The sequence below is a fragment of the Pseudomonas sp. W2Oct36 genome (assembly GCF_041060465.1).
Lineage (GTDB): Bacteria > Pseudomonadota > Gammaproteobacteria > Pseudomonadales > Pseudomonadaceae > Aquipseudomonas > Aquipseudomonas graminis_B.
On record NZ_JAUERW010000019.1, the window covers coordinates 37675 to 60463 of the forward strand.

Genomic DNA, 22789 nt, shown 5'->3' on the forward strand with positions numbered 1-22789 from the left:
ATAACAAAGCTGACGGCCTGCGGGCGGATCGCTGACGGCTGACGCGTTTCAGCAGCTGATTTAAAAATTCACCGTCGCCGACACCCGCGCCGTACGCGGTGCGCCGAGGAACAGGTAATCGTCCCCCAGGTATTCGCCCGCGTCGCGCCAGTAGCGCTTGTCGAAGAGGTTATCCACGGTCAGGCGCAAGACCGTGTCGTAGCCCTCGATTTTCGTGCTGTAGCGACTGCCCGCGTTGAACACCGCGTAGTCATCGACTTTCACTGAGCCTTCGCGGTTGGCGTATTTGCTGGCGCTGTATTGCACGCCGCCCAGTAACGCCAGCCCCTGAATCGGCAGTGCGTAATCGGCTGACAGGCTGCCGCGGAATTTGGGCACGTTGATTGCCTGATGATCTTCGTAAGCCGCGGTGCCGCTGTCTTCAACCCGCGCGCGAATGGCCGCGACGCTGGCCGACATCTGCAACTGCGAGGTCACGTAGCCATTGGCGCTCAGCTCGACGCCGGTGTTTTTCTGCTGGCCTCGCTGGACGAAGGTCAGGCTGCCGTCGTCGCTGGGTTTCGAATACTGATACGCCTGGCGGGTCTGGAATACGGCAGCGGTGAAGCTCATGCGGCGCCAGTCGTATTTGACCCCGGCTTCCAGTTGACGTGAGATCGTCGGCGCGAGGATTTCCCCGACATTGCTGTCGAACACCGACGCCGTGCCGCCCAGGGACAACCCTTTGCTGTAGCTGGTGTACAGCGAAACGTTGTCGATCGGCTTGTAAATCAGCGCGGCCTGGGGCAGAAAGATCGAGCGCTCGGTATGGCGGTTGTCGCTGCCGTCCTCGTTGTAGGCCTTTTCATCGAGCTTCACCTCACGCCCGCCGATCACCGTCTGCCAATGCTCGTTGAAACGGATGCGGTCGGTGGCGAAGAGCCCGTACTGGCGGCTGTCCAGGCGCCGTTCGGTGTGGCCCACGGACAGGTCCGACGGCGCGAAGGTGTCTGGCGTCTCGTGGATGTTGCCGGAGCCGACGTATTCGCTGAAATACGGCCGGGTGTCGACCGTGCGCCGGAACGCGCTGCTGCCGAAGGTCAGCTCATGCTTAAGCCAGCCGGTGTCGAACAGGCCGGTCATGGACGCTTCGACTTCATCGTTGCGTCGCGTGTCGTCCGGGCTGCGGAAATCGTAGATGTCGTAACCGCCGCTGGGCGTGAAGTGCCCGGTCAACGGCTCGGCAGGGCAGTCGCTCTGGTAATAGCAGCCGTAGGCGAAAGCGCTGTAATCGTCGATGACCACGCGGCTGCGTGAAGCGCTGAGGCTGGCTTTCCAGTCGTCGCTGAGGCGGTATTCGTAGCGGCCGTTCATGTTCAGCGAGTCGATGCCCACCGGGTTCGAGCCGCTTTGATAGCCCAGCAGTTTGCGCGGCGAAGCGTCGTGGGGCAGCGCGGTGCCGCCCAGCAGTTGGTAGCCCGGCACCGAGCGCTGTTCTTTGGTCTGGTATTCGACGTCGAGCTGCAGGGTGGACTGGTCGTTGATGTTCCAGTCGAAGGCCAGGGAGGCGAAATCCCGCTGACCATTGGCGTGCTCGACGTAGGAGCGAATATCCTCGTGGGCAACGTTGGCGCGCAGGCCGAATTGCTTCTCGCTGCCGAACCAGCCGCCGACGTCCGTGGCGATGTAGCGCTCGCCGTGCTCGTTGGTCGAGACCGTCACCGAGCGCACGTCTTCCGGGCGTTTGGTCTGGTAATTGATCACGCCCGCCGGCTCCGACACGCCGCTCTGCAGGCCGGAGAGCCCCTTGAGCAGCTCGACCTGTTCCTTGTTTTCCAGCGCCACGTTCTGCTCGCCGGTGATGCTCCGCCCGTTGATGCGGTAGCTGTTGGCCGCGTTGAGCGAGAAACCGCGCACGACGAAATTCTCGTAATAGCCCACCGGTGCATAGCTGTCGCCCACCGACGCGTCGTTGCGCAAAACATCGCTGAGCAGCTTGGCCTGCTGGTCCTTCAGCCGCTCGGCGGTGAACACCGAAATCGACGCCGGCGTGTCGCGCAGCGGCGCTTCACTGAAACCGCCAACCGACGCGCCACTCGCTTGATAAATCGACTCCTGCTCCCCCGTTACGCGCAGTGCATCCAGGGTCACCGGCTCGGCTTCCTGGGCCGCCAGCCATGGCGAAGCGAAAGCGATACTCAACGGCAACAGCCGACGGGTGAAGCCGGCAGCGGGACGGGACGAGGTGATCATCGGCGGTTGAATTCCTGGAGAGGGACAGTCGGGCAACGAGAAACACAGGCCAGTTCGGCGGCGCCTCTTTTACGTTCTGCGCGGAATTTTTACAACCGGGATTGATGTTAAGTGCAGGGATAAACGTGAAGTAGATCGCGAAGAATCATCCGATACGGAAGTCTTGATGCAGATCTTTCCAGTGCGCCCGCAAGGCGTCCTTCTGCGCGTCTGGCATGGGGCTATTTTCAAGCGCACCGGGCCACAGGGTGCGTGCGCTGTCGATGGTCGCTCTCAAGTTGTAAAGGACCGGTCGCCAAGGAATGTCGCCGTATTCAGCCCACTTCTTGAAGTGTTCGAGTGACATACCATACCAGTTTCTGGCTTTGGCCATATTCAACGCAGGCTTGCTCTCGTCGGCGATGTAGGCTTTGGTCGTAACAATGTCGTAGGCTGGTGAAAGCTCGGCGTTTCGACCGTCGCGATAAATCATGCTCCAGTTCTTCAGGTGCGCATCGCCATTGCCGAGTAGCACATTCACCAGTAGCCGCCTCGCCATCTGTATTGCATCACGCTGCGCGTGGAGCGAGCTGCGATATACCAGTTTCCCAATCTGGTCTGAGCTTGCATTGCGGTATTTATCGTGTGCGTAGGCGAAGAATACCTGCGCGAAATCTTCAGCATGCACCCGCACGTTTCCTGGCAGACGGTCGAAACGACGTATGCCGTAAGCGAGCGTTTCATTCGGCAGGTTTATATTTGGCAGCGCTTCGATGTCAGCCATCGGGATCAGCCTGATCTCGGGAATTTCAACACCAGCGAGCGCTGCCAGCGTCATCGCCGTGTACTCATTGAGGGGCACAAACGGGTGGATCGTCGAAGGCGTCTTGATGATCCAGTCGCCAGGCGCATCAGGATCACCGGTGATGTACCGCCCATCTCTGTCGCGCATGGAAAATTTCATCTGCACCCCAGCCAGTGAGAAATGCGCCTGGCTATCAGGAATGCCGATGACGGTCGGGGCGATTTTCCCACGGTGCTGCAACGCAAGGCCGGGGATGTCTGCAGCGTCCATTCGCTCTGCAACCAAAGCGCCCGGCAAGTCGCGGCCCAGCCAGGTGAGCAGTGGAAACTCGTTATCGCGATGGACCTTCATCGCTTGCGAGAGATAATCGCGCAACGCTCCTTCCGGCAGGAGGTTGCTCAACACCGGATGCAGTTTATGGGCGCTGACGTAGGGGTGCCGTTTGGCCAATTGCTGCGCAAATGCCATAGGGTCAGTATGTGAAAGCGTCAGCGGGAGTCGGGCTTGATTCTCGATGTACTCGGGCTCCAGCGTGAATACGTTTTTGCCATTGGAATATCCCGCCACGTACCCCACACGCTCCCCCTGAAGGGTCAGCTGCAATGCCGCAACTGTTTCATCAGCCATCAGAGATCACCCCACGGACTCTCGTCAGCCTCATGAATGAAATGCTCTGGACCTGAAGATTCACTCACCTGCGCCGCGTACGGGCGATCAATGTCGTGGGCGGCCTCGCTGTCGAGGATTCGCTGCACCGCCGCAAGCTTTGACTTGGGGACGAGAAGCAGAGCCGCATCGAGTCCCTCTGCAATCTGGTCGAGGGTCGTCAACCGCGGATTCCCACCTGCTTCTATCTTGCCGTACTGCTGACGTGTCAGGCCCGCACGCAGTGGCATCTGCTGAATCTGCAGGCCCAGCGCCAGGCGCCGCTTTCTAATTTGGTCCAGCAGGGTAGTTTTCATGGGAGCCTCACTGTCGAGCAGCGAGTATGTAATGTATATGGCTCAGGTCAAGAGGCATGAGCTATATAGGGCTCATTTCTGACAAATGAGCTCTATAGATTACATTTTCGCGATAATGAGCCCTATTAGGCTCACCCATTAGAAGTGAGCCATACACGTTACAAGAGCCTATTGCTCCACCTTCAACCCGACCTTCAACAACTTCCCGTTGTCCTCGTCCGTCAGCACATACACATACCCATCCGGCCCTTGTCGCACGTCGCGAATGCGGGACTTGAGCTCGCCGAGCAAACGCTCTTCGTGCACCACCTTGTCTTCCTTGAGCTCCAGGCGGATCAGCTCCTCCGATGCCAGCGCGCCAATGAAGACGTTGTGGTCCCACGCCTTGAACGTGCTTGAGTCGTAGAACGCCATGCCGCTGATGCCTGGGGACTTCTCCCACACGTGGAAGGGGTTTTTCACGCCCTCCACTACCTTGCCCTTGGACTCGGAAATGGGCTCGCCGCTGTAGTCGATGCCGAAGGTCGAGATGGGCCAGCCATAATTGCCGGCGCGTTCGATGATGTTGATTTCGTCCCCGCCACGCGGACCGTGCTCGTTGGTCCACAGCGTGCCGGTCCAGGGGTTGAGCGCGGCGCCCTGTTGATTGCGGTGACCGTAGCTCCAGATTTCCGGCCGAACGTTTTTCTGGCCGACAAAAGGGTTGTCCCTGGGCACGGTGCCGTCGGGGTACAGGCGCACGACCTTGCCCTGCAGTTTGTCGAGGTCCTGAGCCGTGGCGCGATCGTTGTTTTCGCCCAGGGCGATGAACATGTAGCCGTCGCGATCAAAGACGATGCGCGAGCCGAAGTGGTTGCCCACCGACAGTTTCGGCTGCTGCTGGAAAATGCGCGTGAAGCCTTCGAGCTTGGTCATGTCCTCAGAGAGCCTTGCGCGCCCCGCCGCCGTACCGCCGGTTTTTCCGTCGCTCGCGGCCTCAGAGTAGGTCAGGTACACCATGCGGTCCTTGGCGAAATCCGGAGACAGCTCGACATCCAGCAAACCGCCCTGCCCTTGCACCCAGACCTTCGGCACGCCGGAGATCGGCGCCGACAACTTGCCGTCAGGCGTCACCCGGCGCAGATTGCCCGTACGCTCGGTGACCAACATTCCCTGGGAGTTCGGCAGAAACGCCACCGCCCAGGGATGCTGCAACCCGCCGACGACCTCATCGACGGTCAGCGTGCCAGCCTCGCTCTGATAGGTCGCAGCAGTGGCCTGCACGGAGAGGCCCAATAATGCGGAGGCGCATAAGGTCGCCAGCAATGTCTTGCGGAGGGCGAGCTTGTAAAAAGGGGTGGCGCGCAACATAGGCGGTTCCTTCTGAAATGGAAGAGAGGCTGGCAGTGATTTCAGTTACTGCGGCGTTCGGTATCGCCGGAAGGCCGGGCGGGTTGCTGCCGGGTCGGATAACCGTTGCCGATGCCACCGTTTTCAAGGGTGGGCGGACGTGGCTGCGTCGGTCCGAGATTCGGGCCACCGACACGTGGCGCGATGGACTCGGTGCCCTGACGACTGTTGGGATTGGCACGGCGCACGGCGCCGTTATCGGGAACGTTGATCGAGCGGCTCGGGTAACCGGCGGCCGCCAGAAGCGGCGGCGAGTGCGCGGTGTGATCATCGGCCTGCGCCAGCCCGGCGGACAACAGTCCGCCGAGCAAGACGACGGCGAGGCGTCGCGGAAAACTGTTCATCATTTACCTTCTGTGGGATGGGTAACGATTCCGGTCTTTGATGGCGATCGAGCGCGTAGGTTCGCGCTGTCACGGTGGATGAGCAACGTGTAGGACCTTTCGCTTTGTAACAAGAATAGTCGCCGACCCGCCGGACCGTCCCATGCGCCGACACTTCGTCGTCCGCTGCACGATTCTTCCAGACCTGCCGTAAGCGGCGCGGTAACGTACTCAAGCTTGACCGCCTACCCAAACCCGCTACCCCTTCAGAGGCCATGCGATGTCCGACAGCAACTGGATCGAGCTCAAGCAGGACGCCACGTCCGGCATCGAGACAGTGCGCGCGCATTTCGAGGGCCATGCCTACGATCCCCACTGGCACGACAGCTATCTGGTCGGCATCACCGAACAGGGTCTGCAGCAATTCAATTGCCGTCGACAGCAGCACAACAGCACGCCGGGCAAAGTGTTCCTGCTCGAGCCGGGCGACATCCACGACGGCACGGCCCCGGAAGCGGGCGGCTTTACCTACCGCACGTTGTATCTGGACCCGCGCTGGCTTGACCGAGAGTTACGCGCGCAGTTTGAAGAAGCGCCGGACAACGCCCAGCTCAGCTTCGCGGCAACGCTGGCGGACGACCCGCGCCTCGCCATCGCGACGGCCGACGCCTTCGAAGCGATGCACCACGACGAACTGCGCATCGTGCGCCAGACCGCGCTGGACCACCTGCTGGCCAACCTGACCAGCCACTTGCGCTGGCGCACCTTGATCGACCCCGATCCCCGCCTGCCGCTGGTGGCCCAGCGAGCGCGTGACTATCTGCACAGCCATTTGCAGCAGGACATTGGCCTGGACGATCTGGCGCAGGTGACCGGCGTCGATCGTTTCCGCCTGAGCCGCGCATTCAAGGCCGCGTTCGGCCTGGCGCCCCATGCCTACCTGATCCAGCTGCGCCTGACCCGCGCCCGCCATCTGCTGGCGCGGGGCGAGGCGCCTGTCAGCGTCGCGGCGGCCCTGGGTTTCGCGGATCAAAGCCATCTGGGCCGCTGGTTCCAGCGCGCCTATCGCATGACCCCGGCGGACTACCGCCGACGCTGCTCAATTGTTCCAGACTGACCGCCCACGGCGCGCGGATCATTGCTCCACGATCAATGACCGCCGAGTGGCCTTATGCAAACCCTCCTGCCCTTTCTGCTGTTCGCTTTCGTCGCGTCCATCACGCCCGGCCCGACGAACATTCTGGTACTGACCAACAGCTCGCGCCACGGCCTGCTCCGCACGCTGCCGATTGTGCTCGGGGCCTGCGCCGGTGCGGCGTTGCTGGTGCTGATGGTCGGCACCGGGCTGGGCGACGTGCTGGCGCGGCATCGACAGGTGCAGACGCTGATGTCATGGGTCGGCATCGCCTGGATGACCTGGCTGGCGTGGCAGATATTCAGCGCGCCCGCCGAAGCGATCGACCCGACGCAACGCTGCAGCGGCCCGACCCTGGGCCTGTGGGGCGCGGCGAGCCTGCAGTGGGTGAACCCGAAAACCTGGATGATGGCGCTGGCCGTGGTCAGCGTGTTCGCCGGCACCGACGCCGATCGCATGCTGCGGGTGATATGGCTGTCGCTGGCGTTCTTCCTGGTGTCGATCCCGTGCATGAGCGCCTGGGCCTGGCTGGGCGTCAGCGCCGCGACATTCTGCCGCTCGGCGCAGAGCATGAAGCGCTTCAATCAGGCGATGGCGGTGCTGTTGCTGGTATCGGCGTGGTTGACGTTGGTGGTGTGAAGGGTGGGCAGCAACGCGCGGGTCGGCGTGATTTAATGCGCGCTGACTCCCTGATCCGGACTGACCATGGCTCGCTTCTACGACGCTCGCGGCAATATCTACGCGGTGATTGCTCCCGATGCCCTGCGCACCCTCGGCGTCCCTCTGCCCCAGTCACCGATAGAAGCCGCCACTGGCCGCCACACCTGGACCGCTCAAGCCGTCGCGGCGATCTGTGACTGGCCCGCTGGCCAGCGTCCACCGGGGAGCAAATCTCACCGCTCGGACGGTCTTCTGGTCGGCCCGTTCCAGGACACCGCGCCGTTCGACCTATTGATCGTCAACACCGACGGCACCCTCGCTGAACGCAGCGGCAACGGCCTGACCATCTTCGCTCAATCACTCAAAGACTCAGCCCTTGGCACCGACAGCGCGCCGTTCAGCCTGCGCGTTCATCACGACAATGCTGACATGCCAAGCCCCGTAGCAACCCAGGCGGTTTCTGCAACCGTCGACGGCGTGAACGGGTTCTGGCTGGACATCGGCGCCCCCACTTTCGGCCCACAGGCGGTGGGCGCGACAGGAGCCGGTGTCGGTAAAGCGATGCTCAATGAGCGGGAGGTTAACCGGGTCGAGCGTATAGCGGCGTTGCACCCCGCATGGCAGACCAGCGTGTTCGTCAGGGTGGGCAACCCCCATTGCGTCACGCTGATGGCGGATGTGGATGATCTGCCCGGCTTCGCAAACCTTCACCAAACCGAGTTGAACGCCGCCCTGACCCGCATCGCCTTCGTCGCCGGCGAATCAGGGAGCGGCGACCCCTGCCCTGGCGGAGTCAATCTGCAATGGGCCGCGCGTTCGGGGCCAAACCGCATCACAGCGCGGGTGTTCGAACGGGGCGAAGGCCCGACGGCGTCATCGGGCACCAGCGCCAGCGCGGTCGCGTCGGCAGCGTGGTTCTGCGGCTGGGTCCAAGCGGGTCTGGTGGACGTGGTGATGCCCGGCGGCACCGCGCCGTTGCGCCTGATCGAGCGCGACGGGCAGTTGCAGCAGGTGCAGTTATTCGGGACGGCGCGAGTCAAGGCCTGACGCTGACCTACTCCCCAATGTCCTCATTCCACAGCTCAGGCTTGTCCGCGATGAACTGCTTCATCAGTCCGACGCACGTCTTGTCGTGCAGCACATTCACGTCCACGCCACGGGACTTGAGCAATTCCTCCTCACCCATGAACGTCTCGTGTTCGCCGACGATGATTTTGCGGATGCCGTACAGCAGGATCGCGCCACTGCACATCGCGCAGGGGGACAGGGTCGTGTAAAGCGTGGCTTCGCGATAAACGCGGGCGGGCTGGCGACCGGCGTTTTCGAAGGCGTCCATCTCGCCGTGCTTGATGGCGCTGCCTTCCTGGACGCGACGATTGTGGCCACGACCGATGATCTTGCCGTCGTGGACGATGACCGAGCCGATGGGAATACCGCCTTCGTCCAGGCCCTTCTGCGCTTCATCAATGGCCGCTTGCATGAACGGGTCCATGGTCTCTCCTTTCCTTCGTGACGGGGATGATCGAAAAAACGCTTCATAAAAACGCGCGCTCAAGGCTTGGCTTTTTTCAATGCGTTGTCCAGCGCGGTGGACACGTAAACCTTGAGCAGCTCGCTGGAGCGGTCCTTCATGTCAGCGCCGACATCGCGCTGCTTGTTGCGGAATGTGTTGGCGACGTCCGGCGCCGGGTCTGCGGCGTCCAGTGCCTTCAGCTCTTCAGGGCTGAAGGATGCGGCGTAGGCGGCCGCGAGGTTTCGGTCCCATTCCTGCTGATACTGCGGCTGCAGGCTTTGCAGTTCGTCCTGCACGATTTCCTGGGCCTTGGTACGGCCGACGGTCTCGACGATCGTGGCGAAGGTCACCGTGTGGGACGCCACCTGATAACCCAGCCAGCCCAGGCTTTCGCCCAGATGCCGCTCCTGCACGAAGGTCAGCGCGGAATCCCCGGCCACGGGTGCGGGAGCGGGGGCGGGCGCGGTTTCGCCGGCCAATGCCACGCTCTGCAGGGCCATCACCCCCACTAAAGTCAGCCCGAGTGACGCCTTCATTATCGTCATTGCTGTCGATCTGCAATATTCCATGTCCTCTCCCGGCGACTTTTTATCGGTGATCAACGCTTTGATTGTCTGCTGGACGCTAACAGTTGAGGGGCGAGATATCCATCGGTGAGCGATCTCTGGCCGAACGATGCATACCTTGTGGGACCGGCTTTAGCCGGGATGAGGCCAGCGCGCACGCCGTGAGTTCTGCATTGAAACGCCTGACGCCTTCCCGGCTAAAGCCGGCCCTACGGGAATTGCGTATCTTGTGATTCTACTGCACGACCCAGCGCCCATTGCTGCGCGGTCATGCGGTAAATTCTCACGCCCTGTCGATGATACTGGCTGTGAACGAACCCGCCGAACCCGAGCTTCTGAATCACCTTCACCGACGCGAAATTGGCCGGTTGAACGATGGCGATCAGCGACGGCACCTGCAGTTCTTCAAAACCATAAGCCAGAGCGCTGCGCGCCGCTTCAGTGCCCAGGCCTTTCCCCCAGAACCCGGTGGCGAGCCGATAGCGATCTCGATCTCGTCCTTGCCATCGACCCGCTCGGCATTGAGACCGCAGAAGCCGGCCAGGGTTGAGGTGGATTTTTCCACCACCGCCCACGGACCGAAGCCGCGCTCACGGTAGGAAATCCGGCACCAGTCGATGAACTCCCCTGTCGCCTTTTCCGACAACACGCCCGCCACCGAATGACGCATCACCTCGGCATCGCCCAGAATCTGCGCCAGCGCCGGGGTGTCGTCAGGGGTGAGTTCGCGCAGGATCAGGCGTTCGGTATGAAGGGGAAGGCATAAAGGGTTCATGAAGCGTGACTCGTACATGAACAGGGTTGCCTGTGGGACAAGCGGCAGCCCGCTTGCCCACAGCTTGAAGGGAAAGCGCTTACAGGCCGGCTTTCACCTTGCTGGCCACCTCAGCTGGCACCCAGGAAGACCAGACTTCCGGGTGATCCTTCAAGAAGCTTTTCGCCACAACGCTGGGCTCCTGGCGCTTCTCGCTCATCTCGCCCAAAGTCTTGTTCAACTGGTCGATGGGCAGGTCCACCTTCTCGAAGAAGCTCACCAGATCCGGGTACTGCTGACGGAACGGTTCCGACACGCCAATGGCCAGGTGCGCAGCGAGGGAGCTGGAGCCGATCGGGTTGGGATTGCTGGCGTCGGCGAGGGTTTTCCAGGCGGCTTCGTTGAATGGCGGCTCTTCCAGTTTGATCAGCTTGAAGCGACCCAGCAGCGGCGTCGGCGACCAGTAGTAGAACAACACCGGCTTGCCGCGGCGAATCGACGATGCAACTTCAGCATCCAGCGCCGCCCCCGAACCGGTACGGAAGTTCACGTAGCTGTCGTTGAGCTTGTAGGCCTTGAGCTTCTGGGTGTTGACGATCTCCGACGTCCAGCCGGTCGGGCTGTTGAGGAAGCGGCCCTTGTCCGGCGATTCCGGGTCCTTGAACACGTCCTTGTATTTGGGCAGGTCCGATACCGATTTCAGGTCTGGCGCCAGCGCTTTGATGCCGCGCTCCGGGTCGCCCTTGATGACGAATTCCGGCACCCACCAGCCTTCGGTCGCGCCTTTGACGATGTTGCCCAGGCCGTGGACCTTGCCTTCGGCTTCCGCCTTGACCCACGCAGGACTGCGGCCCGCCCACTCTTCGCCGATCACCTGAATGTCGTTCTTCGCCAGCGCCGCTTCCAGACTCACCGTGCTGCCGGGCAGTGTGTCGGTGGGATAGCCGTAGCCTTTTTCCACGATGGTGCGCAGGATTTCGGTGATCAGGCTGCCGCTCTCCCAGGTGATGTCGCCGAAATGAATCGGCGCGGTTTTTTCTGCGCCGTACGCCGAGCCCGTCAGGGCAGCCAGTGCCAGCAGCGAGCCGCCCAGCAGTTTTTTGATTGGTGTCATGGATGTCTCTCGTCGCTCGAGGATGGGAGGAGCTCAATCGGTTTGGCACAGTTGGCCGGGCACAGCACACGCTTTATTCCAGACAAGCGCGGCGGCAACAGGTTTCAGCCTGATCCATGTAGTCGCTCACCGAACGCTGCGAAATGCCCAGCTGCGCGGCAATTTCAGGATAGGTCAGCCCGCCGCGACGGGAGAGCACAAAGGTTGATTTGATCTTCGCAGGCAGGCGGTCAAGGCGGCGATCCAGACGGTCAAGGATTTGCAGCGTAGCGGCGTGGCTTTCTGCGGATGCACACGGAACAGCATCTTCCAGGGCCAATCCCTCCAGATAATCGCGCTCCTGGTCACGCCGCCGCCAGCGCTCATACACCCGTCGCTGGGCAATGGTGGTCAGCAGCGCGCGCGGGTCGCGAATTGGCACAACGTTCGGCGAGGCCAGCAGTTGCAGGAAGGTTTCGGACGCGACGTCTTCGGCGCTCTGCTCGGAGTCGAGCAGCCGACGCAGGCGCAGGCATAGCCAGGCGTGGTGCTGCTCAAACAGTTCGCCGAGGTATTGGCGATGCATCATATCGGCGCCAGCCATAAGACATCCCCTGCCCTGAAATTTTTATCATCGGGACCTTCCGAGTGGGCATGCTAGCAAGCGCGGTTATGCAGTAAAAATACTTAAAAGTGTTCTTTATAGACCATCGAGGAATAACTAGAGCGAAGCCAGGCCTTGTGATACCGCCTGCTGCCGGTAATCCAGCAACACCTGATAATCCTCCACGCTCGCAGACATCACCTCGCTGATCGCCAACACGTGGGCGACATCGGGGAGTTCGGTCAGCGCCTGATTCATTGCCTCGCGGATGACATCAGCCTCGGCGCCGAGGCGCGTGATGTACGGCAGGCACGGCCCCTCCGCCGTTCGAGCAATCACTTTCACGCCGGCGACCTCCTCGCTACCGTCGCGCGCCAGATAATCGAAGGTCACGCTGTCGATGGCGGCCAGATCGCCGTCACCCGCTTTGATCGCAGCGAGGCTGCTGCGGTGGCCGCCGGTGAGCGTCACATCAGCAAAAAACGCCCCGTTTTGTTGAAGCGGCGCCAGGGCGTGGCGGAACAGGTTCATGCCGGAATTGGAATCCCGCGAATTGAGCAGGCCATGACTGCCCCTGAATTCGACGAGTGCCTGACGCGGATCGTCCTCGCGGGCGATCAACAGGCTGCAGTGGTTGCCATTGGCGCTGTGGGGCAGCTGATAAACAGGCCGCCCGACCACCTGTACCTTGCCCTGCAATTCAGTCATCAGCGGATAACCGCAGGTTTGCGTCAGCAGCAACTGCGGCGACAGCCAAAGCGCTTTCAGCTCCAGGTCTTGAGCATCGAGACGCTGCACGCCGAGGATGTCCAGCACACGGCTCAGCCACTGTTCCTGCGCCTGCCGAATGCGCGGCGGCGCGACATACATCAACAGTTCAGCGAAACCTTGGGGCATGTTCGGTGTTCCTCATCAGACCTGGGGTTTCAGACATAGGGTTTCAAACATGGGGATGTTGCGGGCTGTCGATAGGATTGAAGCTGTGGCGACGAAAGAGTTCCGCGTAACCGGCCACCAGAAAACCGCCACTGCGTGCCAGCCACTCCTCGCGCCGCGCCCGATACACGACGGGCATGTGATACCACGACAAGCCAGGCAAGTCGTGGTGGACGAGGTGCAGATTCAGATTCAGGAACAGCCAGGCCCACGGCCACGACGCCTCATTGATGACAGTGCGCTCCTGGGGTTGCACGCCAGGACGGTGCTCGTAATAGGAGCGAACCATCGACACCGCCAGCGCCGGCACGCTGCAAAAAATCACGTAATGCAGGGCCGAGATCGCGGCGTAATGCTCGATGAATAGGAACGTCAGCACCAGCAATCCACCATGGGTCGACCACATCGCCCAGGCCTGACGCTCGCCACGCAGCAATCGACGGGTTTCGCCGACGATCAGACTGCTCAGCGCCAACGGCACGCCAAACACCAGACGCCCGGGCGGGGTCTTGTCGAGCCAGCGCAGCGCACGCATCAGCATGCCGGTCTGCTTCCATTCCAACTGGCTAAGGTAGCGGCTTTCCGGGTCGCGACCGGGAACGGTGAGGTCTTCATCGCAGTGGTGCTGCATATGGGTGTCGCGATACAGCGTGTACGGGTACCAGACCGCGAATGGCGCGTAACCGAGCACCTTGTTCAGTCGCAACGAACGCGTCGGGTGGCCGTGCAGCACCTCATGTTGCACCGACATCCACAGCACCAGCATCGGGACCATCAACAGCGTGGTCGGCCAAACGCCCAGCTGCGGGCTGGCAACCAGCAACGTCGGCCAGCCTGCGAATACGCCGATCAGCAGTAACCAGGTCGGCCATTCCGTGCGGCCTGTAAAGCTTGCACGCAGGCGCTTGATCTCTTCGCGCTGCGCGTCGTCCAGGTAGTGGGGCATTGCCGGTTCCTGCATTCGGGCTGATAACCGGTTGTGCAACGACGCAGGAAAAACTTGTAGATCGATTGGTTATGAGGGTAGAACGATGCGCTGAATCCACCCTCAAGCCGACGCCTGCCGCACATGCCCGACATCCAGTTTTCAACCCTTCCCGACGTGCAGCGCCCGTTGCTGGAGAAGTTCTACCGCGCCCATCGGTCGTCCATGCGCGCCAGGGGCGAGGCGCAGGTGTGGGTGGCGCGCCAGCCAGGCATTATCGGCGCCCTGTGCCTGACGCCGGTCGCTGGCGGGCACTGGTTGACCGGGCTGTTTATCGCGCCAGCCGAGCGCGGGCGAGGTGTCGCGGCGGGCTTGATCGCGGCCGCGCTGACGTCGGTTGAAGGCAATGTCTGGTTGTTCTGTGAGCCTGAACTCGGCGGGTTCTATCAGCGACTCGGCTTCACGGGGGTTGAGGATCTGCCTCAGGAACTGGCCGCACGGCTGGCGCGTTATCGACAGACCAAATCGTTGATCTCGCTTGTTCGATGTGCCGATTGATCGGCGGATGATGCTGGCAGGCTTAGAACCTTTCCTGCGGTGGACCAAACCAAACGTGCCATCCGAGGCCCGGCCTCGCGTGCTAGCCTCGCCGGTCATTTCTCGATCAAGCAGGATGCACATGAACCCGGCGCTTATGGTTTTCTCTCTCGCGGCACTTTCGGCGACGGGCCTGGCAGCGGCGGCAACTGCTGCACCTGAATCCACCGTCAGCCACGAGCAGTTCGCGACCGTCCTCAGCGGCGACTGGCGCGTGCCGCAAAATACGGCCCGCGATCAATACCGTCACCCCGAGCAAACCCTGACATTTTTTGACCTGCGCCCTGATCAGACGATTATCGAAATCACGCCGGGCAACGGCTGGTACAGCGAACTGCTGGCGCCGCTGCTCAGAGATAAAGGCCATTACGTGGCAGCCATCGTCGACCCTGCCACCGGCGATGACGCGAAAAAATCCGCCGACAGCCTGAAGCAGAAATACGCGGCCGACCCAGCGCATTACGGCAAGGTCGAGGTCGTGGCCTACGCGCCCCGGGTGCCGGTCTTCGGTAAGCCAGGCTCAGCCGACACGGTGCTGACCTTCCGCAACGTGCACAACTGGGTCGACGCCGGCAACGAAGCGGCGACGTTCAAAGCGTTTTACGAGGTATTGAAACCGGGCGGGACGCTGGGCGTGGTCGACCACCGGGCCAAACCCGGCACCACGGCCAGGGACAACGCACAAAACGGATACCTGCCGACGGATTACGTGATCGAACTGGCGCAGAACGCGGGTTTCACACTGGCTGGCCAGAGCGAAATCAATGCCAACCCCAAGGACACCAAAGACTACCCCGACGGCGTCTGGACGCTGCCGCCGGCGTTGGTCAAAGGTGAGCAGGACAAGTCGAAGTTTCTGGCGATCGGCGAGTCCGACCGCATGACGCTGCGGTTCATCAAGCCAGCGAAATAATATGAGCTGCAGAGAATCTCGGCCGAATGTGCTCGCCCTGATAACGCTGAACAACCTGTGGAAGCGAGGTTGTTTACGATGCCGCTGCGAAACCTGTGGGAGTGAGCTTGCTCACGAAAGCGCTCGCTCAGCCGCCGGATGTTTAGCGGATGTACCGGGCTCTTCGTGAGCGCTCACTCCCGCATAGGTACTCATCTGCTCCAAGATTTTGTGAAATTCCGAAGCGTTAATCGTCCGCGTTCGGGTCCATCCCCGGGAACAGCACTTCGATGAATCCAAAGCGGCTGAAGTCGGTAATGCGTGACGGGTACAACCGGCCTATCAGGTGATCACACTCGTGCTGGACGACCCGCGCATGAAAACCGCGGGCTTCACGCTGGATAAGCTTGCCGTCCGGGTCGAAACCCTCGTAGCGGATGTGCTCGTAGCGATCGACCACGCCACGAAGGCCCGGCACCGACAGGCAGCCTTCCCAACCCTCTTCCAGGGTTTGCTCCAGCGGGGTGATCAGCGGATTGAGGAGGATGGTCTGGGGGACCGCCTCGGCATCCGGATAACGATCGCTGCTTTCGAAACCGAAGATCACCAACTGCAGGTCAATGCCGATCTGCGGCGCGGCCAGGCCGACACCGCCGACGCTTTCCATGGTTTCGAACATGTCCTCGATGAGTGTCTTCAGCTCACGGGAGCCGAACATCGACTCGGGGACAGGTGGCGCGATGCGCAGCAAGCGCTCGTCGCCCATTTTCAGAATTTCGCGAATCATTGCGGGCCCTCTGCAACGGGCAGAGGCGCCATCAGCGGGCGCCGTCTGCCTTGAGCGTTATCAGAACTTGTCGGTCTTCAGCACCGGCGGCGTTGGCGTGTAGTCATGGTCATGGGTGTGATCGCGACCGAGACCCGAGACGTGCTGCTTGAGGTGCACCGTATTAAAATCGGCCGTGCCATCGCGCTCGCCTTCTTCCTTCTCACCCTTCTCCTTGCCTTCGGCGGACATGTGCTCGATCACCGCGTTCATCTCAGCGCCCAGCAATAACACCGCCGCCGAAATGTAGAAATACAGCAGCAACACGATGATCGCACCGATGCTGCCGTACATCGCGTTGTAGTCGGCGAAGGTTTTGACGTAGTAGGCGAAGCCCAGCGATGCGACGATCCACACCACGACCGCGAGCACCGAGCCCGGGGTAATGAAGCGGAAGCTCTGCTTAACATCGGGCATGACGTAATACATGATCGCCACCGCGACCATGAGCAGGATGATGATCAGCGGCCAGCGCAGAACCGTCCACAGCGTGACGATGAAATCTTCCATGCCAATCTGCGCGGCGAGCCAGTTCATGACCACCGGGCCGGTGACCATCAGCGCGGCAACCGTGAGCAACATGCCGGCGATGCCGATGGTGTAGAACACCGACAGCGGGATGCGCTTCCAGGCCGGGCGCGCTTCGACCACGTCATACGCGGCGTTCATGGCGCTCATCATCAGCCGCACGCCAGCCGAGGCGGTCCATAGCGCGATGACGATACCGATCGACAGCAAACCGCCCTTGGACTGTTGCAGCTGGTCAATGACCGGGTTGACCTGGTCAAGGGCCTGGGGCGGCAGGACCAGTTCCGATTGCAGTCGCAGCCAGCTGAAAAAGTCCGGCAGGTGCAGGAAGCCGATCAGAGCAATGAGGAAGAGCAGGAACGGGAACAGCGAAAACAGCATCTGGTAGGCCAGTGCCGAGGCGTAGGTCGACATCTCGTCATCGAGAAACTCTTTGACCGTTCTGACCAACACTGTCTTGATGCTGAGCTGGCGCAAGTCCGGGAATATCATGGCGTCTCCTTTCGCGACACAGATGTAGCCGAAGCACGATTATTGATTCAAGCGTATCTACAAGCGGTATGCATACGAGCGGGCAATGGCGTTGAAATTCCGTCAGTTACCCGAACGGGCTGGCTTTTTACAGGGTGCCCGGGGTGTTGGGTACATTTGATGTGTTTCAGGCGGTCGGTGACGCAAATGATAACGGCCATCAGAGGATGGCCGTTACGGTGTCGCAAATCAGGTCGCCTGGAGCCATTGGGCTCAGAGCGCAAGGGATTTAGACCTTGTCGACGCCTTTTTTCACAGCGTCTTTGGCTTCGCCAACAGTCTGTTGGGCTTCGCCCTTGATTTCTTGCGCTTTGCCTTCGGCACGCAGTTTGTCGTTGTCGGTCACTTTGCCGACGCCCTGCTTGACGTTGCCTACTGCTTCGTTAGCCATGCCTTTGACTTTATCGCCGGTGCTGCTCATAGGGTTCACTCCAGGGTGGAAATAGGATGTCATTAACTCGACACTAGAACTGACCGGAGCGGTGAATCAGAGGTTCAATTAATTCGCGACTGGATTGATTGGGCGTCGTGGGCTTGGGTTTTTAATGCGTCTGGGGGATATGTGGTTTGCTTAGGTCCTGCCTAACGGCAGAACGTTTCGCCTTCGGCGAGTTACTTGGAAAAGCACCCCAAGTAACCAAGGGTGCTTGCTCCTGGCTAGGTTCCTCCTCCGTCGGAATACCCTCACTCCGACGACGCTCCGTGGGCCCGCGCCGAACGGACATCCATGTCCTGACGGCGCTCTCGCCGCATCCATGCGGCTCGGCCCACTGCGCATCGTCTGCGTTCGGCCTGCGCCCAAGTCGCGCTTGGTGGTGTCTGGACTTTATGCGTACGAAGATCAAGAGCAGCTCAAAAGCGCGTTAAGCAGATCAAGGGCTTCCCGGCTGAAGCCGGTCCTACAGCGGGCGGCGCCGGTGCCACTGGCTGCGAGCGTTGCTTTTAGTAGGACCGGCTTTAGCCGGGAAGAGGCCCGTTCAGGCGCTGACATTTGATCGTTCCCACGCTCCGCGCGGGAATGCAGCCCGGGGCGCTCCGCGTCCCTGTCGAAGACCGCGAATCGCGCCGGCCAATTTTGCCTTTATGTTTCCCCGAGAACCCCGGAGAATGCGCGACCGAACCGGCGGCGCTCAGGGCGTCGGGCCAGGTTGACGAGACCGTGATCCAGGAATGTTATGAAACTCGATAAGCAGCAGGCCATTGCGCGCCGTAATGAACAGCTCGGCGGCGCCGTCCTCGGCACCAATAACACGCACTTCGCCGTGCTCGACCCCAAGCGCAATATCTGGTGGTTTGATTTGCCCATGAGCCGTCTGGCAGTGGGTCAGTACGAGTGGCTGCATCTGCTTCTGCACACGCCTAGCACGGATGAGTTGATTCACCTGAAGGTGACGACCAAGTTCCTGCGCGATCAAAAAGACGCGGTGGTGGTTCGCAATGAAGGCAAGCGCAAGTCCACCGTGAGCCTGGAGCTCTCGGCTGACAAGGATTCGTACTTGAAGGACATGCGCCCGAACGGCGCGAACCTGAGCTTCGCCAGCTTCGTGCAGAAATGATCAACCCGCGTTAATCTGACGAGTGCAGCGCCAATCACCCGGCGCTGCACTCGAGTATCACGTCAGACCAATTCGATACGGTCGGCGTGAATGACGATCTGGCCCTGCTTGTACAGTGCGCCGATCGCTTTCTTGAAGTTGCCCTTGCTGACGCCGAACAGGTTGCTGATGACCTGCGGATCGCTCTTGTCGCTGACAGGCAATACGCCGTTGTTGTCACGCAACTTGCCGAGGATCTGCGCGTTGAGGCTGCTGGCAAGCTGTTCGCCCACTGGCTGCAGGCTCAGGCTGATGTTGCCGTCGCTGCGCACTTCCTTGATGAAGCCTTTTTCCTGTTTGCCCGAACGCAGGAACTTGAACACCTCGTTCTTGTGAATCAAGCCCCAGTGCTTATTGTTGATGATCGCCTTGAAACCCATCGCGGTTTCTTCCGCCACCAGCAAGTCCACTTCCTGCCCGACAGCATAGTTAACGGGCACCTTGTCCAGATACCGATCCAGACGCGTGGTCGCGGTGATGCGGCGCGTGTGCTTGTCGAGGTAGACATGCACCACGCAGTAATCGCCGGCCTTCAGCGGCTGCTTTTCTTCCGAGTACGGCAGCAGCAGATCTTTGGGCAGCCCCCAATCCAGAAAGATGCCGATGCTGTTGACTTCAACCACTTTGAGGCTGGCAAATTCACCCACCTGAACCTTGGGTTTTTCCGTGGTCGCGATTAACTTGTCATCGCTGTCCAGATAAATAAAGACGTTGAGCCAGTCTTCATCTTCGCTGGGAATATCTTTGGGGATATATCGATTGGGCAGCAGAATTTCGCCATCTTGTGCCCCGTCCAGATATAAACCGAAGTTGGTGTGTTTCACCACTTGCAAACTGTTGTAGCGCCCGACTAAAGCCATGTGCAGATACCCTCGTTACGTGGGCGGCATTCTACCCGAATTCCGGCGGGCGTTCCGGATCGGCCTCTGGCGTCGGCTGCCTGCTTTGAAAATCAAGGGGTTGATGAACGTCACCGCGCAGACGGTGCCGGGCTCAAGCCATTCGTCAGGTCGTTGAATCTGGCAGCAGCCATGAAGGCTGGTCGAACACCACGGAACGCCCGATTGAACATCGCAATTAAAACAGTCAGTTAGCGGCTAATGTCGAAGAATATGTCTGCACCACCGCCCGAGCAACAGCCCTCCCCTCATCGGATAATACCCAAGCAATTTCCGGCCAATTCCGATAGGATGGCCGGCCGTATTAAATTTATATAGGTCAATTGCAGCCATGCGTGTAAAAGCATCCAACTCGAAAGCCAAGCCAGCTCCTGCCGTTGAGACCAGCGATTCGATCAACGCGCAAATTGCAGCTTTCTTGAAATCCGGTGGCGAGATCCAGCAGATCGCCAAAGGTGTCAGCGGCCAGACCTTCGGCCCATCCAAGCAGATCTCCCTCGGCAAAAAGTAAATTTTCTCCCGCCTCCGCGGTCGACATCCAGGCGCTTTGATCACAAGGCGCCAGGTCCATCGCTCCTCGCTGCACAAAGCTCTGCTTTACTCTCTTGTCACATGACGCACCGAGCTGCCTGTCAATGGCGCCGCGCATGATATGGCAACAGAACGGACGATGCCCTGAACTGCTGAAGTCTCTGCGGAAACCGATATGAACAAACGGATGATCATCGGCGCCCTGCTAAGCCTCGGGCTGACCGGTTGTGCGACCCACGGATGTGACACCTCGGTGGCGGGCAGCCCATGCCGCGCCGACTATCTGCTGTACCAGAACGACATGCTCCAGGCCAAGCTGCTGATCAACGAGCGCCGCGCTGAAAACGACGAGCTCGCCAGCGCCCTGCTGGAACGGGCGGCGCGCGAAGACACGTCCGGCGAGGCGGAGTTTTATCAAGCGATCCTGCTCTTGCGTCAGAACGCCAGCCCGAAACAGGTTGATGCCAAGCTCGATGACTCCGCCGACCGCAACTACCCGCTGGCCATCGCCCTGCAGGCGCAACGGGCCGGAACGGAGGATCAGGACAAGGCCCGCGCCTATCGCGCCAGGTACGAAAAACTGGATGTCGCCACCAGCGGTTATCCTTCTTTCCCCCAGGCGTTGATCGTCGTCAACCAGCTGATTTCCACCGCGAACTGATCGCAACGTTCAGCCCATCTGCATCGAATCGACCAATGGTCGCGAGATATCGCCAATCGGCGGTATCCTTGCGACGCTCTAGATCGCGGTTCTTGTCGGGCCATTCGCCGTCAGCATAGATACCTTCGACCCACTCCTCCGAAACCTGAAAGGAGTGAAGCATGCCTTATGCTCGCTGTTTCAACCGTTGGACCGGTGCGGTGTTTGCCTGCGCCGCCTTCATGCATCACGCCGCCAGCGCTCAGGTCATCGAGCGGGAGCTGGGCGACTTCAGCCTCAAGCTCGGCACCACCCCCAGCCGCACGATGGCCCAGGGCTTGGTGACGCCAAGCGGTGCCGATTCCAAATTCCATGGCGGACTCGACCTGACCCACGAAAGCGGCTTCTACTTCGGGCAATGGTCCCCCAGCACCGGGCTCGCGCCCGATACCTCGCTGGAAGTCGACTCCTACATGGGGTTCAAGAAGCCCTTCGACAAAACCCTCGGTTATGAGCTTGGCGTGATTCGCTACAGCTACCCGAACACCGATCAGCTCGACAGCCACGAGCTGTACGCCGGCTTCCGCATTTTCGACAGCCGTATCGGCACCGCCTTCAGCACTGACGCCGGTCGCCAGGACAGCACCCTGTTCCTCGACCTCGGCGACATGATTCCGCTGGGCCTGGACCTGCGCATGCAGTACGGCAACCACCAGCTCGACTCACCCACGATCATCGACGGTGGCGGTGTGGTCAATGCCTACAGCGACTGGTCCTTCAACGTATCGCGCCCGGTGCTGGGCATGGACATGAACCTGATGTACAGCGGTTCGAGCCTGACAGGCGCCGATTGCAGCGCCTACAGCGGGCACAACACGCAGTGCGAAAGCACCGTCACGCTGAAGGTCGTCCGCTCGTTTTTCTGATGGGTTGAACCGCTGTGACCTGACTTGCTCTATAACGGGGAGACGAACCGGCAAGGAGCTGTCATGGGCATTGTGTTGAAGACCTTTATTTCGCTGTGGCTGAGCCTGACGCTGCTGGCGGGGTGCAGTCAGATTGGTCTGACGTATCGACATCTGGACTTCATCATCCCCTGGTCGCTCAACGACTACCTGGACATGAATGCGTCGCAGAAGGACTGGCTCGATGAGCGCTTGAAAGAGCACTTGAGCTGGCACTGCACCACCCAGATTCCCGGTTACCTCGACTGGCTGGACCGTCTGCAAGGGATGGTCGAAAACAACCAGGTCAATCAAGAGCAGCTCAAAGCACGCACCGCCGAAGCGCGGCAGGCCATCGCTACCCTCTCCAAAGAAATCACGCCCTCGGCGGTCGAGCTGCTGCGTCAGCTGGACGATCAGCAAGTGGGCGAAATGCAGGCGGCGTTCGCCAAGGACCTGCGCAAGCATGAGGATGAGTTCGTCGACCAGCCGCTGGACAAGCAGATCAGTGAACGCGCTCAGCGCATGGAGAAACGTCTGACGCCGTGGATGGGCAAACTGAATGCCGCGCAGCAGGCGCGGGTGATGCAATGGTCGACCTCGCTGGGCGAGCAGAACCGGCTGTGGATCGACAACCGCGCGCACTGGCAGTCGCAGCTGCTGGCGGCGGTCAAACAGCGCAAGACCGGGGATTTCGATCAGAAAATTGCCAGCCTGCTGCAAGACCGTCAGACCTTCTGGACGCCCGAATACCGAGCAGCCTATGACCATACCGAGCAGGCAGCGATTTCTCTGATTGCGGACCTGATGGCGCAAAGTACGGCTGATCAACGGCAGAAGTTGCTGGCGAAGATCGCCGACGTGCGCAAGGACTTCACGGATTTGAGTTGCTACAAGAGCATGAAAAAAGCGTCCTGATCAGGACGCTTT

27 protein-coding genes are annotated in these 22789 nt (G+C 60.7%); 10 read left to right on the top strand and 17 right to left on the bottom strand.

The window, feature by feature from the left end; genetic code table 11:
- Positions 1–60 precede the first annotated feature (60 nt).
- The 5 genes from QWI18_RS21065 to QWI18_RS21085 form a co-directional block, all read right to left on the bottom strand.
- The gene (locus QWI18_RS21065; RefSeq protein ID WP_369319751.1) at positions 61–2232 is read right to left on the bottom strand and encodes a TonB-dependent siderophore receptor; all 2172 of its coding nucleotides are present in this window, start codon (positions 2230–2232) and stop codon (positions 61–63) included.
- A 145-nt stretch (positions 2233–2377) separates the two neighbouring features.
- Positions 2378–3643, bottom strand: a complete 1266-nt coding sequence (locus QWI18_RS21070) for a type II toxin-antitoxin system HipA family toxin (RefSeq protein WP_065992736.1) — start codon at positions 3641–3643, stop codon at positions 2378–2380.
- On the bottom strand, positions 3643–3978 hold the full coding sequence (locus tag QWI18_RS21075; protein ID WP_065992734.1) for a helix-turn-helix transcriptional regulator: 336 nt from the start codon (positions 3976–3978) through the stop codon (positions 3643–3645). Before QWI18_RS21075 ends, QWI18_RS21070 begins: the two co-directional genes overlap by 1 nt.
- Before the next feature lie 168 nt (positions 3979–4146).
- Complete coding sequence (locus QWI18_RS21080; protein WP_369319752.1) at positions 4147–5328, bottom strand: PQQ-dependent sugar dehydrogenase; 1182 nt, start codon at positions 5326–5328, stop codon at positions 4147–4149.
- A gap of 41 nt (positions 5329–5369) precedes the next feature.
- On the bottom strand, positions 5370–5711 hold the full coding sequence (locus tag QWI18_RS21085) for a hypothetical protein (protein WP_296306770.1): 342 nt from the start codon (positions 5709–5711) through the stop codon (positions 5370–5372).
- A gap of 259 nt (positions 5712–5970) precedes the next feature.
- Here QWI18_RS21085 and QWI18_RS21090 point away from each other — a divergent pair, with 259 nt between their 5' ends.
- The 3 genes from QWI18_RS21090 (at position 5971) to QWI18_RS21100 (ending at position 8532) form a co-directional block, all read left to right on the top strand.
- Positions 5971–6807 (top strand): AraC family ligand binding domain-containing protein, encoded by an 837-nt coding sequence (locus QWI18_RS21090; protein WP_369319753.1) that lies wholly within the window; start codon positions 5971–5973, stop codon positions 6805–6807.
- 54 nt (positions 6808–6861) lie between these two features.
- A complete protein-coding gene (locus tag QWI18_RS21095) occupies positions 6862–7464 on the top strand; it encodes a LysE family translocator (RefSeq protein ID WP_369319754.1) in 603 nt (200 codons plus the stop codon).
- 66 nt (positions 7465–7530) lie between these two features.
- Positions 7531–8532, top strand: coding sequence for a diaminopimelate epimerase (locus QWI18_RS21100; RefSeq protein WP_296306764.1), 1002 nt, complete (start codon positions 7531–7533; stop codon positions 8530–8532).
- 7 nt (positions 8533–8539) lie between these two features.
- Here QWI18_RS21100 and QWI18_RS21105 read toward each other — a convergent pair whose 3' ends face one another.
- The 8 genes from QWI18_RS21105 to QWI18_RS21140 form a co-directional block, all read right to left on the bottom strand.
- Complete coding sequence (locus QWI18_RS21105; RefSeq protein WP_065992720.1) at positions 8540–8977, bottom strand: nucleoside deaminase; 438 nt, start codon at positions 8975–8977, stop codon at positions 8540–8542.
- Between the two features lie 59 nt (positions 8978–9036).
- Entirely contained in the window at positions 9037–9534 is a 498-nt protein-coding gene (locus QWI18_RS21110) for a hypothetical protein (RefSeq protein ID WP_369319755.1), read from the bottom strand.
- A 239-nt stretch (positions 9535–9773) separates the two neighbouring features.
- Positions 9774–10013 (bottom strand): GNAT family N-acetyltransferase, encoded by a 240-nt coding sequence (locus QWI18_RS21115; protein ID WP_369319788.1) that lies wholly within the window; start codon positions 10011–10013, stop codon positions 9774–9776.
- A complete protein-coding gene (locus tag QWI18_RS21120) occupies positions 9947–10357 on the bottom strand; it encodes a GNAT family N-acetyltransferase (RefSeq protein ID WP_369319756.1) in 411 nt (136 codons plus the stop codon). Before QWI18_RS21120 ends, QWI18_RS21115 begins: the two co-directional genes overlap by 67 nt.
- Before the next feature lie 61 nt (positions 10358–10418).
- Positions 10419–11432, bottom strand: a complete 1014-nt coding sequence (locus tag QWI18_RS21125; protein ID WP_296306758.1) for an ABC transporter substrate-binding protein — start codon at positions 11430–11432, stop codon at positions 10419–10421.
- 73 nt (positions 11433–11505) lie between these two features.
- Positions 11506–12015 carry a sigma-70 family RNA polymerase sigma factor gene (locus QWI18_RS21130; RefSeq protein WP_369319757.1) on the bottom strand — a complete coding sequence of 170 codons (510 nt, stop codon included), beginning with the start codon at positions 12013–12015 and terminating at the stop codon, positions 11506–11508.
- 117 nt (positions 12016–12132) lie between these two features.
- On the bottom strand, positions 12133–12912 hold the full coding sequence (locus QWI18_RS21135) for a phosphate/phosphite/phosphonate ABC transporter substrate-binding protein (protein ID WP_369319758.1): 780 nt from the start codon (positions 12910–12912) through the stop codon (positions 12133–12135).
- Positions 12913–12955: 43 nt separating this feature from the next.
- Complete coding sequence (locus tag QWI18_RS21140; RefSeq protein ID WP_369319759.1) at positions 12956–13897, bottom strand: fatty acid desaturase; 942 nt, start codon at positions 13895–13897, stop codon at positions 12956–12958.
- A gap of 123 nt (positions 13898–14020) precedes the next feature.
- Between QWI18_RS21140 and QWI18_RS21145 the strand changes: the two genes are divergently transcribed.
- Together QWI18_RS21145 and QWI18_RS21150 are read left to right on the top strand one after the other, a co-directional pair.
- The gene (locus tag QWI18_RS21145) at positions 14021–14434 is read left to right on the top strand and encodes a GNAT family N-acetyltransferase (protein WP_369319760.1); all 414 of its coding nucleotides are present in this window, start codon (positions 14021–14023) and stop codon (positions 14432–14434) included.
- A 121-nt stretch (positions 14435–14555) separates the two neighbouring features.
- Positions 14556–15386, top strand: coding sequence for a class I SAM-dependent methyltransferase (locus tag QWI18_RS21150; protein WP_369319761.1), 831 nt, complete (start codon positions 14556–14558; stop codon positions 15384–15386).
- 226 nt (positions 15387–15612) lie between these two features.
- Here QWI18_RS21150 and def read toward each other — a convergent pair whose 3' ends face one another.
- The 3 genes from def to QWI18_RS21165 all read right to left on the bottom strand — a co-directional run bounded on the left by def (position 15613) and on the right by QWI18_RS21165 (position 17671).
- Complete coding sequence (gene def, locus QWI18_RS21155) at positions 15613–16152, bottom strand: peptide deformylase (RefSeq protein ID WP_192134000.1); 540 nt, start codon at positions 16150–16152, stop codon at positions 15613–15615.
- A gap of 60 nt (positions 16153–16212) precedes the next feature.
- Positions 16213–17211 carry a YihY/virulence factor BrkB family protein gene (locus QWI18_RS21160; RefSeq protein WP_065992702.1) on the bottom strand — a complete coding sequence of 333 codons (999 nt, stop codon included), beginning with the start codon at positions 17209–17211 and terminating at the stop codon, positions 16213–16215.
- 268 nt (positions 17212–17479) lie between these two features.
- Positions 17480–17671 (bottom strand): CsbD family protein, encoded by a 192-nt coding sequence (locus QWI18_RS21165; RefSeq protein WP_065992700.1) that lies wholly within the window; start codon positions 17669–17671, stop codon positions 17480–17482.
- 754 nt (positions 17672–18425) lie between these two features.
- Between QWI18_RS21165 and QWI18_RS21170 the strand changes: the two genes are divergently transcribed.
- Positions 18426–18806 carry a hypothetical protein gene (locus tag QWI18_RS21170; RefSeq protein WP_065992698.1) on the top strand — a complete coding sequence of 127 codons (381 nt, stop codon included), beginning with the start codon at positions 18426–18428 and terminating at the stop codon, positions 18804–18806.
- Positions 18807–18868: 62 nt separating this feature from the next.
- Here the strand turns inward: QWI18_RS21170 and QWI18_RS21175 are convergent, their stop codons facing one another.
- Positions 18869–19705 carry a S1 RNA-binding domain-containing protein gene (locus QWI18_RS21175; protein WP_192134002.1) on the bottom strand — a complete coding sequence of 279 codons (837 nt, stop codon included), beginning with the start codon at positions 19703–19705 and terminating at the stop codon, positions 18869–18871.
- 370 nt (positions 19706–20075) lie between these two features.
- On the opposite strand from QWI18_RS21175, the gene QWI18_RS21180 reads away from it, so the two are divergent.
- The 4 genes from QWI18_RS21180 (at position 20076) to QWI18_RS21195 (ending at position 22777) form a co-directional block, all read left to right on the top strand.
- Positions 20076–20255, top strand: a complete 180-nt coding sequence (locus QWI18_RS21180) for a hypothetical protein (protein WP_037012170.1) — start codon at positions 20076–20078, stop codon at positions 20253–20255.
- A 195-nt stretch (positions 20256–20450) separates the two neighbouring features.
- A complete protein-coding gene (locus tag QWI18_RS21185; protein ID WP_065992694.1) occupies positions 20451–20936 on the top strand; it encodes a hypothetical protein in 486 nt (161 codons plus the stop codon).
- A gap of 161 nt (positions 20937–21097) precedes the next feature.
- Positions 21098–21841: a TorF family putative porin gene (locus tag QWI18_RS21190; protein WP_083233260.1), complete on the top strand. Its 744-nt coding sequence runs from the start codon at positions 21098–21100 to the stop codon at positions 21839–21841.
- Between the two features lie 63 nt (positions 21842–21904).
- Positions 21905–22777, top strand: coding sequence for a DUF6279 family lipoprotein (locus QWI18_RS21195; RefSeq protein ID WP_369319762.1), 873 nt, complete (start codon positions 21905–21907; stop codon positions 22775–22777).
- Positions 22778–22789 lie beyond the last annotated feature (12 nt).